Below are 14,964 nucleotides of genomic sequence, written 5' to 3'. Positions count from 1 at the left end.
GACGCATGGCCCCTACCCTACTTCTCCGCGCCGGCTTTCTAGGCCTGATGCTGGCTGGCGGCCCGGCCCTTGCCGAGGACATCGACCAATTGCCGGTGACGGCGACCTTCGTCATCAGTGGCGGTTCCTGGGAGGGCGATGCCGAGACCTCTGCGTCCGCCCCGCCGGTTTCACCGACGCCGGCTCCGGCGCCCGCCGGCGCAACCGCCCCGGCTCCGGCGGAGGGCACTGCTACGCCGACGCCGCGCCGCGGCTATTACAAGCTGATCGCAATCCGCCAGCCGGATCGTACCGCCAAGGTCTATCTGCAGCAGATCCTTGCGAGCGATGCCGGCCCTGAAGTTCTGGAAAGCGTCGAGCTCGAGGAGTTTTCCGCGATCCGTCCCTATGTCACCGACATCCGGCCGGAGGATTCGACCGGTATCAGCCGGCAGCCGGGGTTCTTCGCCACCGTCTATCTGAAGACCGATCCGGACGCGGTGGAGCCGGAGGGCTGGACTGTGCTGATCGACGAGTTCGGCGAGATCCGCGTCGAGCGGGCGACGAACTGAAGCCTAACGCCATCCGGCGAACCCTGCCGAACGCGAAACGGCGGAACTTCCGTCCCGCCGTCAATGTCCGCGATGGCCTCACAGCCGATCAATCGATGTCGGCAACCGAATCGGCGCTGCCGCTGATGCGATGCGCGAGGGCCGCCTCCATGAACTCGTTCAGGCCGCCGTTCAGGACCGTATCCGGATCGGTGCTTTCGACACCGGTGCGAAGGTCCTTGACCAACTGGTAGGGCTGCAGCACGTAGGAGCGGATCTGGTGTCCCCAGCCGATGTCGGTCTTGGACGCGGCTTCGGCATTGGCAGCCGCCTCGCGTTTCATCAGTTCCGCCTCGTACATGCGGGCCCGCAGCATTTCCCAGGCCTTGGCCTTGTTCTTGTGCTGCGACCGCTCCTGCTGGCAGGCGACCACGATGCCGGTCGGAATATGCGTGATGCGCACGGCCGAGTCGGTGGTGTTGACGTGCTGGCCACCGGCGCCCGACGAACGATAGGTGTCGATGCGGCAGTCGCTCTCGTTGATCTCGATGTTGATCGAGTCGTCGACGACGGGATAGACCCAGACCGACGAGAACGAGGTATGGCGGCGCGCATTGCTGTCATAGGGCGAAATGCGCACGAGGCGATGCACGCCCGATTCGGTCTTCAGCCAGCCATAGGCATTGTGGCCCTTGACGTGGATGGTTGCGGACTTGATGCCGGCTTCTTCGCCGTCGTGGACTTCCATGACCTCGACCTTGAAGCCCTGCTTCTCGGCCCAGCGGATATACATGCGCAGCAGCATATTGGCCCAGTCCTGGGACTCGGTACCGCCGGCGCCGGAATGGACTTCGAGATAGGTGTCGTTGCCGTCGGCCTCGCCGGACAGCATGGCCTCGACCTGAAGCTTGCCGGATTCGGCCTTCAGCGCCTTCAGCGCGTCCTCGGCTTCCTTGACGACCTGCTCGTCGCCTTCTTCCTCGCCCATCTCGATCAGCTCGATGTTGTCGGTCATCTGCTGTCCGAGACGCTTGACGCCATTGATGCTGTCATCCAGCTGCTGGCGCTCCCGCATCAGCTTCTGGGCCTCGGCGGCATCGTTCCAGAGGTTCGGATCCTCTGCCTTGTTGTTCAACCAGTCCAGTCGCCTTACCGCCTGATCCCAGTCAAAGATGCCTCCTCAGCAGGCTTACGGCCTGCTTGATTTCGTCGACTACATTCTCGATTTCATTGCGCATCGCGGTTGATCTTCACCTCGGTGTAAAAACTGGATCGTCAATTAGTTGCGGCCGCCCCCGATGTAAAGGGGCGGCCGCACGCAGGATGATTACGCTGGATTTCAGAACAGGCCGCCGGCGCCCGATGTGACGGCCTGGTTGGCCTGTGGCGATTCCCTGAGGATTTCCTCGGGCGCCACATATTCTTCCATGCCGATGACCGAGAAGGTATCGGCCGGGCCGGTGCCGGGCTTGAAGGCTTCGATAATGGTGTCGGGCTCGCCGTCATAGGCCTGCATGCCCGTCTTGCGATTGACCGGTATGAGCTGCATGCCTTCCGGCAGGCGGAACTTGCCCGGCGGGGTCCCGGCCACCGCGGCCTGCATGAACTCGTTGAAGATCGGTGCCGACATGGAGCCGCCGGTCGAGCCTCGGCCAAGCGGCGCGGGATTGTCGAAACCGATGTAGAGGCCGGCGACGAGGTCGGGCGTGTAGCCGACGAACCAGGCATCCTTTTCGTCATTGGTCGTGCCGGTCTTGCCGGCGACCGGGCGATCGAGCTTGATCTTGCCGGCCGCGGTGCCGCGCGAGACGACGCCTTCCATCATCGAGGTGATCTGGTAGGCGGTCATCGGGTCGAGCACCTGCTCGCGATTGTCGACCACGATCGGCTCTTCCTGGCCTTCCCAGCCATTGGCGTTGCAGCCTTCGCAGACGCGTTCCTCATGGCGGAAGATGGTCTTGCCGTAGCGGTCCTGGATGCGGTCGATGAGGGTCGGCTTGATCTGCTTGCCGCCGTTGGCCAGTACCGCATAGGCGGAGACCATCCGCAGCACCGTGGTCTCGCCCGAGCCGAGCGACATCGACAGCAAGGGCATCATCTTGTCATAGATGCCGAAGCGCTCGGCATATTCGGCCACCAGGTTCATGCCCATGTCGTTGGCGAGGCGAACCGTCATCAGGTTGCGCGACTTCTCGATGCCGAGACGCAAGGTCGACGGGCCGGCCGAACCGCCGCCGTAGTTCTGCGGACGCCAGACCTGGCCACCCGAGACGAATTCGATCGGCGCGTCCATGATGACCGAGGCGGGGGTGTAGCCATTGTCGAGCGCCGCCGCATAGACGAACGGCTTGAAGGACGAACCGGGCTGGCGCATGGCCTGGGTGGCACGGTTGAATTCCGACTGGGCATAGGAAAAGCCGCCGACCATGGCGAGCACGCGACCGGTATGCGGGTCCATGGCGACCAGTCCACCCTGCACCTTCGGCGGCTGACGCAACCTGTAACCGCCCTCGGCATCCGAAAGCGGCTCGACGAAGACCACATCGCCCGGCGCCAGCACGCCCTCCGGCGACTTCGCCGTCTTGCGGTCACCAGTGGCGGAGCGATAGGCCCATTCCATGTCGTCGGCCATGATCCGGCCGGTCTGGCGATCCGACACGACCTTGCCACCGGCTTCCTTGGCGGGCTGAAGGCCAATGTCGACGCGTGACGCGGAGACGGCGAGCACGACGGCGAGCTTCCATTCCGGGACGTCGCTCAGCGCATTGACCTTGGCGAGCTCGGCACCCCAGTCCCCCGAGGCGGAGATTTTTGCCACCGGACCGCGGAAACCGCGGCGCTGGTCGTAGGTCAGCAGTCCGTCCTGGAGGGCCTTGCGGGCGACGATCTGCATCTGCGGATCGAGGGACGTCCGCACGGAAAGGCCACCTTCGTAGAGCGACTTGTCACCGTATTTCTCGATGATCTGGCGGCGAACTTCTTCGGCGAAATAGTCCGAGGCGAAGAGATAGGAACCCGTGCGGCGACCGGTCACCCCAAGCGGCTGCTTCTTGGCCTCATCGCCGTCGGCCTTGACGACGAAACCATTCTCCACCATCCGGTCGATGACCCAGTTGCGACGTTCGATCGCCGCCTCGGTGTGACGGAACGGATGGTAGTTCGACGGGCCCTTCGGCAGGGCGGCAAGATAGGCGGTCTCGGCGATGGTGAGTTCGGTCACCGACTTGTCGAAATAGGTGAGTGCCGCCCCGGCGATGCCGTAGGCATTCATTCCGAAGAAGATTTCGTTGAGGTAGAGTTCGAGGATCTTGTCCTTCGAATAGGTCTGCTCGATGCGGAAGGACAGGATCGCTTCCTTGACCTTGCGGTCGATCGTCTGGTCGGAGGACAGAAGGAAGTTCTTCGCCACCTGCTGGGTGATGGTCGAGGCGCCGACGGGACGGCGGCCGGAGCCGAGGTTCTGGACGTTGACCAGGATGGCGCGACCAAGACCATAGATGTCGACGCCGGGGTGGTTGTAGAAATTCTTGTCTTCCGCCGACAGGAATGCCGCCTTCACCCGGTCGGGGATGGCCTGGATCGGCAGGAAAAGACGACGTTCGCGGGCATATTCCGCCATCAGCGCGCCATTGCCGGCGTGAATGCGCGTCGTGACCGGCGGCGCATAGCTCGACAGAACCGCATAGTCCGGCAAGTCCTTCGAGACCCCGTTCAGGTAAACGGCAACGACGCCGGCGACGCCGAGGGCGAGGACGGACGCGAGTCCGAAGAGATAACCAATCAGTCTGATCATATTCGAGCTACCGGCAATGCTTTCGGTTCAGCGCGCAATGGGCGAACATCGCACATAGCGTGGCGTTTTGCACGTCATGCCCTGCTTGGCAAGACGCAAGCGACCCAGTTCGGAGTAACGGCCCGATTGTGAGGAAAATAGGGCCATCCCTCGCTTATGCACCGCCCACCGGCCCCGCTGCCGTCGGCATCAACCACCATTGGCGACGACCGGAAGACGGTAGCGCCTGATGGCCGCCGCCAGCAGATCGGCGATCTTCACCCGCCAGGCGGGATCGAGCAGGAGCTTCTCGTCCTCCTTGTTGGACAGGAAGCCCAGCTCCAGCAGGATCGACGGGACATCATGGGCTTGCAGTACCCGGAAGCCGGCATAGCGATGCGGATTGTTGATCAGCGCCACCTGCCCTTCGAACGACCTGACGACGGATTCCGCCATGGATATCGAAAAGGCCTGGGTCTCGCGCCGCGTCAGATCGAGAAGGATGTCGGACACTTCGGCCGGCTCGCCGGTATCGCTGACGCCGCCCACCGCGTCGGAGAGGTTCTCGCGCTCGGCGAGATCGGCGGCCATGCGGTCGGATGCCTTGTCCGATATGGTATAGACGGTGGCGCCGCGGATATTGCTCTGGCGAAGCGTATCGGCATGGAAGGAAATGAGGAGATTTGCCCCGCGCTGCCGCGCGATTGTCACGCGCTCCGACAGCGACAGGAACTCGTCTCCCTCGCGCACCAGAAAGGCCTCGATGCCCGGCTCGCCCTTCAGCCGATCGGAAAGGGCCTTGGCGAAGGCCAGCGTGATTTCCTTCTCCTGCGTCTTGGTCGCCGCCCCCGTCGCGCCGGCGTCAATGCCGCCATGCCCGGCATCGATGGCGATGACAAAGGCACCCGGCGCGGCGGGCTCGCTCTGCCCGACCCGATCGCCGCGCTGCGCTGTGGCGGTCGCGTCTACGCTCGCCGTCATCCAGCTCTGGTCGTTGACCAGTTTTTCGAAATCCTGTTGCGACACCATTTCGGCGTCGAGCACGAGGCGATAGCCCGTGCCGCTTTCATTGGCCATCACCTCGCTCGCGACGAGCCGGGCGGGCCGATCGGCGGTCAGCACCAGACGGGCGGAATCCGCGTCCATCGATCCGTAGCGGATATCGCGGAACAGGCCCCGCGCCTCGAGGTCTGCCTCGGGGAAAGTGAAGACCGTCGCCGGCAGGTCGATGACGATCCGGTCGGGCCTGGCAATGTAGCGCACGGCAATTTCCGGTTTCCGGTCGAATTCGAGCACGATTCGGGTACGGGCCCGGTCGCCGACGATGCGCGCCGCATAAACCGCCAACGGATCAGCGGGCTCCGCCTGCGCGGCAAAGGTCACGCTCCCGGCTGCCCCGGCGCCCGCAACCACCAGCAGCATGAGGACAGCGATTCGCGAAAACAGCCGCCCAAGGTGCGCGCACTGCCCAGGACGAGACCGGCTCCGCAGCAAACCGCCTCCCCGCCCCGGATCGTTGACGATCGCCCCATTGCCGCCGCCAGCGTGCCGATCATGCATGAAATCAATCCAATCTTTCTGGAAATGGCCGGATTTCCCGCAGCTGCCCTGCGCCTCAGCGACACAACCGCGCCCTTCGCCCGAGAATCGGCACTCCACCTCAAACCACGCTAATCAATCGATATTATGGCATAATTTCGTTTCCCCTTGCTATTGTCACGGAGAAAACATACAAGGCAGATGAGGGTTAAAAGTGCCAACGGGATAGAATGACCGCCACGGCTGCCAACCTCTTCAAGGACTTGGCGCCTAAGCTTGTCGGATCTTCATCCGCCGTCTCCGCTTTTTTTCCTGAAACTGGTTTAACACGCCGGCCCGGCCGGCACATGCAACTGGTGGTTTTCCACCGCATGCTCTGAAGAACACTCATCGGGCCCCATGGGGCCTATGTCATTGTCGTTTTCGTTCGGTCTTTGATGTCATTGCAGTTGATCTTGAACACTTTTGGCGGATCGGGCTTTTCAAGCACCCCGGCAGCTGTTCAATTGCTGCTAGCGCACCCCGTCGGGCGGGAACATTTATATCCGGCGCCAAGCCCCCAAGGCATCACCCGCACCAGAGTACAGCGAGCGAGTGAACCCCTTCCCGGCGGCGCCGAGGAGCACAGCTTAAATGGCAGACAGAATGTTGATCGACGCGTCTCACGAAGAAGAGACGCGGGTTGTCGTCGTACGCGGTAACCGCATCGAAGAATTCGATTTCGAGTCCCAGCACAAGAAGCAGATACGGGGCAATATCTATTTGGCGAAGGTGACGCGCGTCGAACCTTCGCTACAGGCGGCCTTCGTCGACTATGGCGGGAATCGCCACGGCTTCCTGGCCTTCGCCGAAATCCACCCCGATTACTACCAGATCCCCTACGCCGACCGGCAGGCGCTGTTGAACGCCGAAGCCGAAGAACACCGGCGCGAAGACGAATCGGATGGCGACGAGTCGCCCGCCTCGGATATGTCCTCACAGGAACAGCCCGACGTCGGCATCGTGCCGGTTGAAGCCGCTGAACCGGAAGCGGAAGCTGAAGTTTCGGCCGAAGCGCCGGCCGAAGTTGTGGCCGACGAGGCAGCCCCCGACGAGGAGGCGCCCAAGGCCAAGCCGAAGCGCACCCGCAAGCCGCGCGCCAAGAAGACCACCGAGACCGAGGAACAGGTATCCGAGGCCGTCGAGGCCATTGAGGACGACGGCAAGGGCGACATGGCCGCCCTGTTCGAGACCGACGACGAAATCTCCGAAGATGCCGGCGGACGCCGCGGCCGCGACGACGATTTCGACGACGACGACGACCACATCGAGGAGAAGGAAGAAATCGAATCCGTGGGCGCCGAAGACGCCATGGAAGAGGTTCCGGACCGCATCGTGCGCAAGCCGCGCAAGCAGTACCGCATCCAGGAAGTGATCAAGCGGCGCCAGATCCTGCTGGTGCAGGTCGCCAAGGAAGAACGCGGCAACAAGGGCGCAGCTCTCACCACCTACCTGTCGCTCGCCGGCCGCTATTCGGTGCTGATGCCGAACACGGCGCGTGGCGGCGGCATTTCCCGCAAGATCACCCAGCCGACCGACCGCAAGCGGCTGAAGGAAATCGCCCGCGGTCTCGAAGTGCCGCAGGGCATGGGCGTGATCCTGCGCACCGCAGGTGCCAACCGCACCAAGGTCGAGATCAAGCGCGATTTCGAATACCTCATGCGCCTGTGGGAAAACGTGCGGACGCTGACGCTCAGCTCGACCGCGCCCTGCCTGGTCTATGAGGAAGGCTCGCTGATCAAGCGCTCGATCCGCGACCTCTACAACAAGGACATCTCCGAGATCGTCGTCGCCGGCGAGGAAGGCTATCGCGAAGCGAAAGACTTCATGAAGATGCTGATGCCGAGCCACGCCAAGGTGGTTCAGCCCTATCGCGACCTGCACCCGATCTTCTCGCGCTCCGGCATCGAAGGCCAGCTCGACAAGATGCTGCAGCCGCAGGTGACGCTGAAGTCCGGCGGCTACATCATCATCAACCAGACCGAAGCGCTGGTGGCGATTGACGTCAACTCGGGTCGCTCGACCCGCGAATACTCGATCGAGGACACCGCGCTGCAGACCAACCTGGAGGCCGCCGAAGAGGTTGCCCGCCAGTTGCGGCTGCGCGACCTCGCCGGCCTGATCGTCATCGACTTCATCGACATGGAAGAAAAGCGCAACAACCGCGCGGTCGAGAAGAAGCTGAAGGACTGCCTGAAGAACGACCGCGCCCGCATCCAGGTCGGCCGGATCTCGCATTTCGGCCTGCTGGAAATGTCGCGCCAGCGCATTCGCGCCTCGGTCCTGGAATCGACGACCCAGCTCTGCCCGCATTGCGGCGGAACGGGCCTCATCCGCTCGCAGTCGTCGGTTGCCCTGCATGTCCTGCGCGGCATCGAAGAATATCTGCTGAAGAACACGACGCACGACATCACGGTTCGCACCACGCCGGAGACGGCGCTCTATATCCTCAACCAGAAGCGCGGCACGATCGTCGATTACGAGCACCGCTTCGGCGTCGCGATCACCATCGACAGCGACGACTCCGTCGGCGCCCAGCACTTCGGTATCGATCGCGGCGAGGCTGTTGCCAATCCGGTGAAGATCGAGAGCCTCATGCAGCTTCTGCCGGCGATCGAGGAGGACGACTACGTCCCCGAGCCGGAGGACGAGGACGAAGAGGAAGAGATCATCGCAGCCGCACCGGCCGCGCAGCCCGCGGCTTCGGCCAATAGCGACGAGCAGAACCGCAAGCGCAAGCGCCGCCGCCGCCGCCGGGGCAAGAACGGCCAGCCCGGCAACGGCGCTCAGGCCGGCGCCGAGGGCGATATGGAGGGCGACGAAGACGACGGTGAAGAGGGCGACGAAGACGGCGCCGTCGAGACCGCCGGCGAAGCCCGCGAGCAGGACGGTGATACCGTTGGCGAAGATGGCCAGAAGCGCAAGCGCCGCCGCCGCGGCAAGCGCGGCGGTCGCCGTAGCCGTCCGGGCGAAGAGGGTCTGGAAAACGGCGTCGAAGGATCGGCCGAAGGTGACGATGGCGAAAGCAACGATAGCGATACCGAAGCCGCGCTGATCGAGGAGATCGCCGAACAGGCCGTCGCCGAAGAGCCGGCAGCCATGGCGGCGATCGAATCAGCCGAGGAGGTGGTCCAGCCGAAGCCGCGCCGCAGCCGCAAGGCCAAGGTCGTCGCGTCTCCCGTCGAGGAGCCTGTGATCGCAGCCGAGCCGGTCGCCGTGGCAGAAGCCGAGGTCGAGGCGCCCGCTGCCGTGGAGCCCGCTGCGGAAGACGCGGTGGCGCCTGCCGAGGCCGAAGCGGTGGTGGAAGCCCCCGAAGAAGCCAAGCCGGCTCGCGCCAATCGTCAATCCAACGTCACCTCCTCCGAACCAGTGGTGACCTCGGTCAAGGCCACGACGGACGGCGACGATGAACCGACCAAGCCGAAAAAGGGCGGCTGGTGGCAGAAGCGCGGCTTCTTCTGAGAAGCGCACAGCCATCGCTGAAATCAAAAGGGCCGCGTTCGACGCGGCCCTCTTCGTTTGCGGTCATCGTTCAGAAACAGATTCAGGCGCTTCGCGACCCGATTCCGCCGGAGCGCATAACCATCTGATCAGATTCTAATTTCGGGAAGCCAGGCAGCCATCCTGTCGGTCGCTTCGACCATCTCGGCATAGGTCCCTGCATAGGAAATGCGCAGCGCGCCATGGCCGTCGAGCGGATCGAAATCCATTCCGGGCGTCGCCGCCACGTCGATCTCGGCAAGCATGCGCCGGGCAAACGCCATGCTGTCATTGGTATAGCGGGTGACATCCACATAAGCGTAGAACGCGCCGTCCATTGGCGAGAGCAGCGGCAGGCCCAGTTTCGGCAGACGCGCCATCAGGAAGTCGCGGTTCCTCCGGCAGCTCGCCTTGTAGCGCTCCAGTTCCTCTTCGGCACCGAGTGCGGCGATCGCTGCGATCTGCGACAGTTCGGGTGCGGAAATGTAGAGGCTCTGCGCCAGACATTCGAGCGGCCTGACGATATGGTCGGGCACCACCATCCAGCCGATGCGCCAACCGGTCATGCAATAGTATTTCGAGAAGGAATTGATGACGATCGCCTCGTCGCCGATCTCCAGCGCGGTCGCCTCCTCGCCGGCATAGGTCAGGCCATGATAGATCTCGTCGGAGATCAGCGTGATCCCCTGGCCCTGGCAATAGTCATAGACCGCCTTCAACTGGGCGCGGCCCGTCACCGTGCCGGTCGGATTGGCGGGGCTGGCAAGCAGAACGCCCTTCAAGCGCACGCCCTCCCTCGCCTGGGCGGCTTCGAGGCTTTCCGGCGTGAGCGTGAATTGTGTCTCGGCATTGACGGGCACCTCGATCACCTTGAGACCCAGCGCCGAGAGGATGGCGCGATAAGCCGGATAGCCGGGCCTGGCGATCGCCACGGCGTCGCCGGCATCGAACAGGGCCAGGAAGGCCAGGTTGAAGCCGGCCGAGGAACCGGTGGTGACGACGACGCGGGCCGGATCCACGGCAACTCCGTGACGCCGGCGATAATAGTCGGCGAGCTTGGCCCGAAGCTCGGCGAGGCCGAGCGCGTCGGTATACCCGATCCGGCCGTGGCCGAGCGCCTCACGCGCCGCGGCAAGGGCCGCCTGTGGCGCCGGGTGGCCAGGCTGGCCGACCGCCATCGAGATCACCGGTCTCCCGGCATTGCGCCGTCTGGTCGCCTCCGCCAACAGGTCCATGGCATGAAAGGGTTCGACTGCGCTGCGTCTTGAAAGCGTAACCACGAACAACTAACTCCGGTCGATGAAGGCGCCCGACAATTGCCGCATTATTCAAGTCTTCACAATGGCGAGAGCGTTCCGCTGCGGCCATTTTTCCAATTCCACTTGCCGTTCGCTGCCGATACGCTACAGCAAATCAACGGTTTCGGATGGACCCCGTCATCCGCACGACATCCGCCATGGCGGACAATATGCAAGAGGAAAGACATGGCCTTGAATTTCAGGAAGCTTGCCGCGACCGCCCTCGTGCTCCTGCCGGTGGCCCTGCCCACCGCGGCCGGCGCGCTGGACGATGCGCAGAAGAAGGAGTTCGGCGCGTTCATCAAGGAATACCTGATCGCCAATCCGGAGATCATGCTCGATGTCCAGGATGCGCTCGAGAAGAAGCAGCAGGATGCGCGCCTGCAGCAGGCTTCGGCGGCGGTGAAGGACAATCAGGAGGCACTCTTTGCCTCGAAGCATGACATCGCGCTCGGCAACCCCAATGGCGACGTAACCATCGTCGAGTTCTTCGATTACAATTGCGGCTATTGCAAGCGCGCCCTGTCGGACATGGACGAGATCATCGCCAAGGACAAGAATGTTCGCTTCGTGCTCAAGGAGTTCCCGATCCTCGGCCCCGAGTCGGAGGCCGCCCACAAGGTGTCGGACGCCTTCCGCAAGATCGCCCCTGAGAAATACGGCGACTTCCACCGCGCCCTGATGACCGCCGAAGGTCGCCACGGCGAAGAAAGCGCGATCGAGATCGCGACTTCGCTCGGCGTCAGCGAGGAGCAGATCCGCAAGATGATGACCGAAAACCCCAATGACGCTTCGGTCAAGGAAGCCTATCAGCTGGCCACCAGCCTCGGCATCACCGGGACGCCGTCCTATATCGTCGGCAATGAGGCGATGTTCGGAGCGATCGGCTCCGAGGCGATCGAGCAGAAACTGGCAAACGTCCGCAAGTGCGGCGAGGCGACCTGCTGAGCGCCCGGCACACCGCGCTTAACCTTCCCGCCATTTTCCGGGGAACGATCAATGCCCGAGGCCGCAAGGGGCTTTCCCTTGCGGCCTCGCCGGTCTATAGGAGGCGGTTGAAAGTCGACGGAACCGCAGATGAGCAACACAATTTTCGTCCTGAACGGCCCTAATCTCAACATGCTGGGAAAGCGTGAACCGGGGATATACGGCGGCAAGACACTTGCGGACATCGAAACCGAGTGCAAGGCCGCCGGGGCGGATCTGGGGCTCTCGGTGGATTTCCGCCAATCCAATCACGAAGGCGTACTGGTCGACTGGCTGCATGAAGCGAGCGACAAGGCGGCCGGCGTGGCAATCAATGCCGGCGCCTACACGCACACCTCCGTCGCGCTGCACGATGCGATCCGCGCCATCGGCATCCCGGTTGTCGAGGTGCATATTTCCAACATTCATGCGCGGGAGCAATTCCGCCATAAATCGATGATAGCGCCCGCGACCAAAGGCATGATCTGCGGCTTCGGCCCGCAAAGCTACATCCTGGCGCTGCATGCGCTGAAGACCCTCACGCAATAACAAGAATACAGGACCCCTTTCCATGGCTGACAAGAAATCGGGAATCGATCAGGCGCTGATCCGTGATCTGGCGAACATCCTCAACGACACGGACCTCAGCGAGATCGAGGTCGAGCAGGACGACATCCGCATCCGCGTCTCGCGCGCCGCGCCGCAGATGATGGCGATGCCGCAGATGGCCTATCAGCAGTTCGCCGCCCCGGCACCGGTCGCAGCGCCGGCGGCTCCGGTCGTGTCCGCGGAACCTGTCCGCAATCTCGCCAATGCCCTGACCGCGCCGATGGTCGGCACCGTCTACCTCGCCCCTGCCCCGGGTGCCCGTCCCTTCGTCGAGGTCGGCTCGATCGTCAAGGAAGGCCAGACGCTTCTGATCATCGAAGCAATGAAGACCATGAACCAGATCCCGGCGCCGCGCTCCGGCAAGGTCGTCGAAATCATCGTCGAAGACGGTCGCCCGGTCGAGTACGGCGAGCCCCTGATCGTCATCGAGTAAGCCGATGACCATTTCAAAGATCCTCATCGCAAATCGCGGCGAAATCGCGCTCCGGGTGCTTCGCGCCTGCAAGGAGCTCGGCATCGCCACCGTTGCCGTGCACTCGACGGCTGACGCCGACGCGATGCATGTGCGCCTTGCCGACGAAAGTGTGTGCATCGGCCCGCCGCCGTCGCGCGATAGCTATCTCAATATCCACCAGATCGTCGCGGCCTGCGAAATCACCGGGGCGGATGCCGTCCATCCCGGTTACGGCTTCCTGTCGGAAAACGCCAAGTTCGCCGACATTCTCGACGCCCACGGCATCACCTTCATCGGGCCGACCGCCGAGCATATCCGCCTGATGGGCGACAAGATCACCGCCAAGAAGACCGCCGTCGAACTCGGCATTCCGGTCGTTCCGGGCTCCGCCGGCGAAGTTCTGCCTGAGAATGCGCTGGAGATCGCCCGACAAATCGGTTTTCCTGTCCTGATCAAGGCGACAGCCGGTGGCGGTGGCCGCGGCATGAAGGTCGCAAAGACCGAAGCCGAGCTCGAGGAAGCCGTCTCCACGGCCCGCTCCGAGGCGCTGGCGGCATTCGGCAACGACGCCGTCTACATGGAAAAATATCTCGGCAAGCCGCGCCATATCGAAGTGCAGGTGGTCGGCGACGGCGCCGGGAATGCGATCCACCTCGGTGAACGCGACTGCTCGTTGCAGCGTCGCCACCAGAAGGTCTGGGAAGAGGCCAACTCCCCTGCCCTCAACGTCGAGCAGCGCATGAAGATCGGCCAGATCTGCGCCGACGCGATGAAGAAGATGAAGTACCGGGGCGCCGGCACGATCGAATTCCTCTACGAGAACGGCGAGTTCTATTTCATCGAAATGAACACCCGCCTGCAGGTCGAGCATCCGATCACCGAAGCCATCACCGGCATCGACCTGGTGCACGAGCAGATCCGCGTCGCCTCCGGCGCCGGCCTGTCGGTCACGCAGGACGAGATCACGTTTTCCGGCCACGCCATCGAATGCCGCATCAATGCCGAGGATCCGCGCACCTTCGTTCCCTCCCCGGGCACGATCACGCATTTCCACGCGCCGGGCGGTCTTGGCGTTCGCGTCGACAGTGGCGCCTATGCCGGCTACAAGATCCCGCCCTACTATGACAGCCTGATCGGCAAGCTGATCGTGCACGGCCGCACGCGCGTCGAATGCATGATGCGCCTTCGCCGCGTGCTCGACGAATTCGTCGTCGACGGCATCAAGACGACGCTGCCCTTGTTCCAGGACCTGGTGGCCAACCAGGACATCGCAAACGGCGACTACGACATCCACTGGCTGGAAGACTACCTGGCCAGGACCGCACCGTGAGGTGACAATCGAATGGCAGGGCGCCGCAGCAGGGACCAGAGGATAACCCCGGAACTCCTGCTGCGCGCCTATTCCATCGGGCTCTTCCCGATGTCGGATGCCGCAGACGACCCGGAGATCTTCTGGGTCGAGCCGGAAATGCGAGGCATCCTGCCGCTCGACGCTTTCCACATATCCAAGAGCCTCGCCAAGGCGGTGCGCAAGAAGCCCTTCGACATCCGCTTCGACACCGCCTTCGACGCCGTGGTGGAGAAGTGTGCGGAGGAGGCCGGAGACCGGCCGAGCACCTGGATCAACGACACCATCAAGGAACTCTACGGGGCACTGCACAAGCTAGGCCACGCCCATTCGGTCGAGGCGTGGGAGGGCGATGCGCTGGTCGGCGGGCTCTACGGCGTGTCGCTCGGCTCGGCCTTCTTCGGCGAAAGCATGTTTTCGCGGCGCACCAATGCCTCGAAAATCTGCCTGGTGCATCTGGTCGAGAGACTGAAGATACGCGGCTTCACTCTGCTCGACACGCAGTTCACCACCGAGCACCTCAAGACCTTCGGCGCGATCGACGTTCCAAAGCAGGACTATCTGAAACTGCTCGACAAGGCGGTCGACAGCGCAACGCTGCCGTTCTGAACCCCACCCTCGGGCGACGGGCGAGATCCAATGGCCGGGAGATGGGTCAGGCGGCGTTGAGATCGGCTGTCTCGCCGAACTGGATCAGCAGGCGCGGGCTCGTCATGTCGCCGCTCTCCTCGTCCACCTGCACCGAATAGGCCGCGACGCCGATATGGCGCGCCGACATGGCGGTGGCGATCTTCTCGGCGGCGGCGGCGTTGGAGGCCTGGCGCATTTCGCCCGGAACCAGGTTGCCGCGGTTCTTCTTGAACGGCAAGACGATAAACTTTTCAGAAAGGGCCATGATCGCAACTCCTGTTCGTTCCCTGATTGTTCCC

12 protein-coding genes are annotated in these 14,964 nt (G+C 63.3%); 7 read left to right on the top strand and 5 right to left on the bottom strand.

Annotated features, from left to right (window positions below):
• Positions 1–5 precede the first annotated feature (5 nt).
• A complete protein-coding gene (locus DYZ14_RS07600) occupies positions 6–551 on the top strand; it encodes a hypothetical protein (RefSeq protein WP_232365459.1) in 546 nt (181 codons plus the stop codon).
• Positions 552–639: 88 nt separating this feature from the next.
• Here the strand turns inward: DYZ14_RS07600 and prfB are convergent.
• The 3 genes from prfB to DYZ14_RS07585 form a co-directional block, all read right to left on the bottom strand.
• Positions 640–1,768 (bottom strand): peptide chain release factor 2 gene (prfB, locus tag DYZ14_RS07595; protein ID WP_154720119.1). Its coding sequence is split into 2 segments (ribosomal slippage): positions 640–1,698 and positions 1,700–1,768, totalling 1,128 coding nucleotides; the frame shifts between segments, so codons are not numbered across the junction.
• A 101-nt stretch (positions 1,769–1,869) separates the two neighbouring features.
• The gene (locus DYZ14_RS07590; RefSeq protein WP_154720118.1) at positions 1,870–4,323 is read right to left on the bottom strand and encodes a penicillin-binding protein 1A; all 2,454 of its coding nucleotides are present in this window, start codon (positions 4,321–4,323) and stop codon (positions 1,870–1,872) included.
• 189 nt (positions 4,324–4,512) lie between these two features.
• On the bottom strand, positions 4,513–5,724 hold the full coding sequence (locus DYZ14_RS07585) for an N-acetylmuramoyl-L-alanine amidase (RefSeq protein ID WP_154720117.1): 1,212 nt from the start codon (positions 5,722–5,724) through the stop codon (positions 4,513–4,515).
• A 750-nt stretch (positions 5,725–6,474) separates the two neighbouring features.
• Here DYZ14_RS07585 and DYZ14_RS07580 point away from each other — a divergent pair.
• On the top strand, positions 6,475–9,342 hold the full coding sequence (locus DYZ14_RS07580) for an Rne/Rng family ribonuclease (RefSeq protein ID WP_154720116.1): 2,868 nt from the start codon (positions 6,475–6,477) through the stop codon (positions 9,340–9,342).
• Positions 9,343–9,470: 128 nt separating this feature from the next.
• Here the strand turns inward: DYZ14_RS07580 and DYZ14_RS07575 are convergent, their stop codons facing one another.
• Positions 9,471–10,595, bottom strand: a complete 1,125-nt coding sequence (locus tag DYZ14_RS07575; protein ID WP_445292332.1) for a pyridoxal phosphate-dependent aminotransferase — start codon at positions 10,593–10,595, stop codon at positions 9,471–9,473.
• Positions 10,596–10,844: 249 nt separating this feature from the next.
• Between DYZ14_RS07575 and DYZ14_RS07570 the strand changes: the two genes are divergently transcribed.
• The 5 genes from DYZ14_RS07570 to aat all read left to right on the top strand — a co-directional run bounded on the left by DYZ14_RS07570 (position 10,845) and on the right by aat (position 14,644).
• A complete protein-coding gene (locus tag DYZ14_RS07570; RefSeq protein ID WP_154720114.1) occupies positions 10,845–11,606 on the top strand; it encodes a DsbA family protein in 762 nt (253 codons plus the stop codon).
• Between the two features lie 129 nt (positions 11,607–11,735).
• Complete coding sequence (gene aroQ, locus DYZ14_RS07565; RefSeq protein ID WP_154720113.1) at positions 11,736–12,173, top strand: type II 3-dehydroquinate dehydratase; 438 nt, start codon at positions 11,736–11,738, stop codon at positions 12,171–12,173.
• Positions 12,174–12,195: 22 nt separating this feature from the next.
• Positions 12,196–12,666 carry an acetyl-CoA carboxylase biotin carboxyl carrier protein gene (gene accB, locus DYZ14_RS07560; protein ID WP_115672038.1) on the top strand — a complete coding sequence of 157 codons (471 nt, stop codon included), beginning with the start codon at positions 12,196–12,198 and terminating at the stop codon, positions 12,664–12,666.
• A 4-nt stretch (positions 12,667–12,670) separates the two neighbouring features.
• Positions 12,671–14,017, top strand: coding sequence for an acetyl-CoA carboxylase biotin carboxylase subunit (gene accC, locus DYZ14_RS07555; protein ID WP_154720112.1), 1,347 nt, complete (start codon positions 12,671–12,673; stop codon positions 14,015–14,017).
• A gap of 12 nt (positions 14,018–14,029) precedes the next feature.
• Positions 14,030–14,644 carry a leucyl/phenylalanyl-tRNA--protein transferase gene (gene aat / locus DYZ14_RS07550; RefSeq protein WP_154720111.1) on the top strand — a complete coding sequence of 205 codons (615 nt, stop codon included), beginning with the start codon at positions 14,030–14,032 and terminating at the stop codon, positions 14,642–14,644.
• A gap of 46 nt (positions 14,645–14,690) precedes the next feature.
• Here aat and DYZ14_RS07545 read toward each other — a convergent pair whose 3' ends face one another.
• The gene (locus tag DYZ14_RS07545; RefSeq protein WP_115672035.1) at positions 14,691–14,930 is read right to left on the bottom strand and encodes a hypothetical protein; all 240 of its coding nucleotides are present in this window, start codon (positions 14,928–14,930) and stop codon (positions 14,691–14,693) included.
• Between the last annotated feature and the right edge of the window lie 34 nt (positions 14,931–14,964).

This window comes from Ciceribacter sp. T2.26MG-112.2, assembly GCF_900492205.1.
Taxonomy (GTDB): Bacteria; Pseudomonadota; Alphaproteobacteria; order Rhizobiales; family Rhizobiaceae; genus Allorhizobium; species Allorhizobium naphthalenivorans_A.
Note: the sequence above shows the minus strand (reverse complement) of the source record. Positions and strands in the feature narration are given on the sequence as shown.

Coding starts and splice junctions, on each gene's coding strand:
- aat (WP_154720111.1), top strand. CDS start 14,030: ATGGCAGGGCGCCGCAGCAGGGACCAGAGGATAACCCCGGAACTCCTG.
- DYZ14_RS07585 (WP_154720117.1), bottom strand. CDS start 5,724: ATGCTGCTGGTGGTTGCGGGCGCCGGGGCAGCCGGGAGCGTGACCTTT.
- DYZ14_RS07575 (WP_445292332.1), bottom strand. CDS start 10,595: ATGGACCTGTTGGCGGAGGCGACCAGACGGCGCAATGCCGGGAGACCG.
- DYZ14_RS07580 (WP_154720116.1), top strand. CDS start 6,475: ATGGCAGACAGAATGTTGATCGACGCGTCTCACGAAGAAGAGACGCGG.
- DYZ14_RS07590 (WP_154720118.1), bottom strand. CDS start 4,323: ATGATCAGACTGATTGGTTATCTCTTCGGACTCGCGTCCGTCCTCGCC.
- DYZ14_RS07600 (WP_232365459.1), top strand. CDS start 6: ATGGCCCCTACCCTACTTCTCCGCGCCGGCTTTCTAGGCCTGATGCTG.
- DYZ14_RS07570 (WP_154720114.1), top strand. CDS start 10,845: ATGGCCTTGAATTTCAGGAAGCTTGCCGCGACCGCCCTCGTGCTCCTG.
- accC (WP_154720112.1), top strand. CDS start 12,671: ATGACCATTTCAAAGATCCTCATCGCAAATCGCGGCGAAATCGCGCTC.
- accB (WP_115672038.1), top strand. CDS start 12,196: ATGGCTGACAAGAAATCGGGAATCGATCAGGCGCTGATCCGTGATCTG.
- aroQ (WP_154720113.1), top strand. CDS start 11,736: ATGAGCAACACAATTTTCGTCCTGAACGGCCCTAATCTCAACATGCTG.
- DYZ14_RS07545 (WP_115672035.1), bottom strand. CDS start 14,930: ATGGCCCTTTCTGAAAAGTTTATCGTCTTGCCGTTCAAGAAGAACCGC.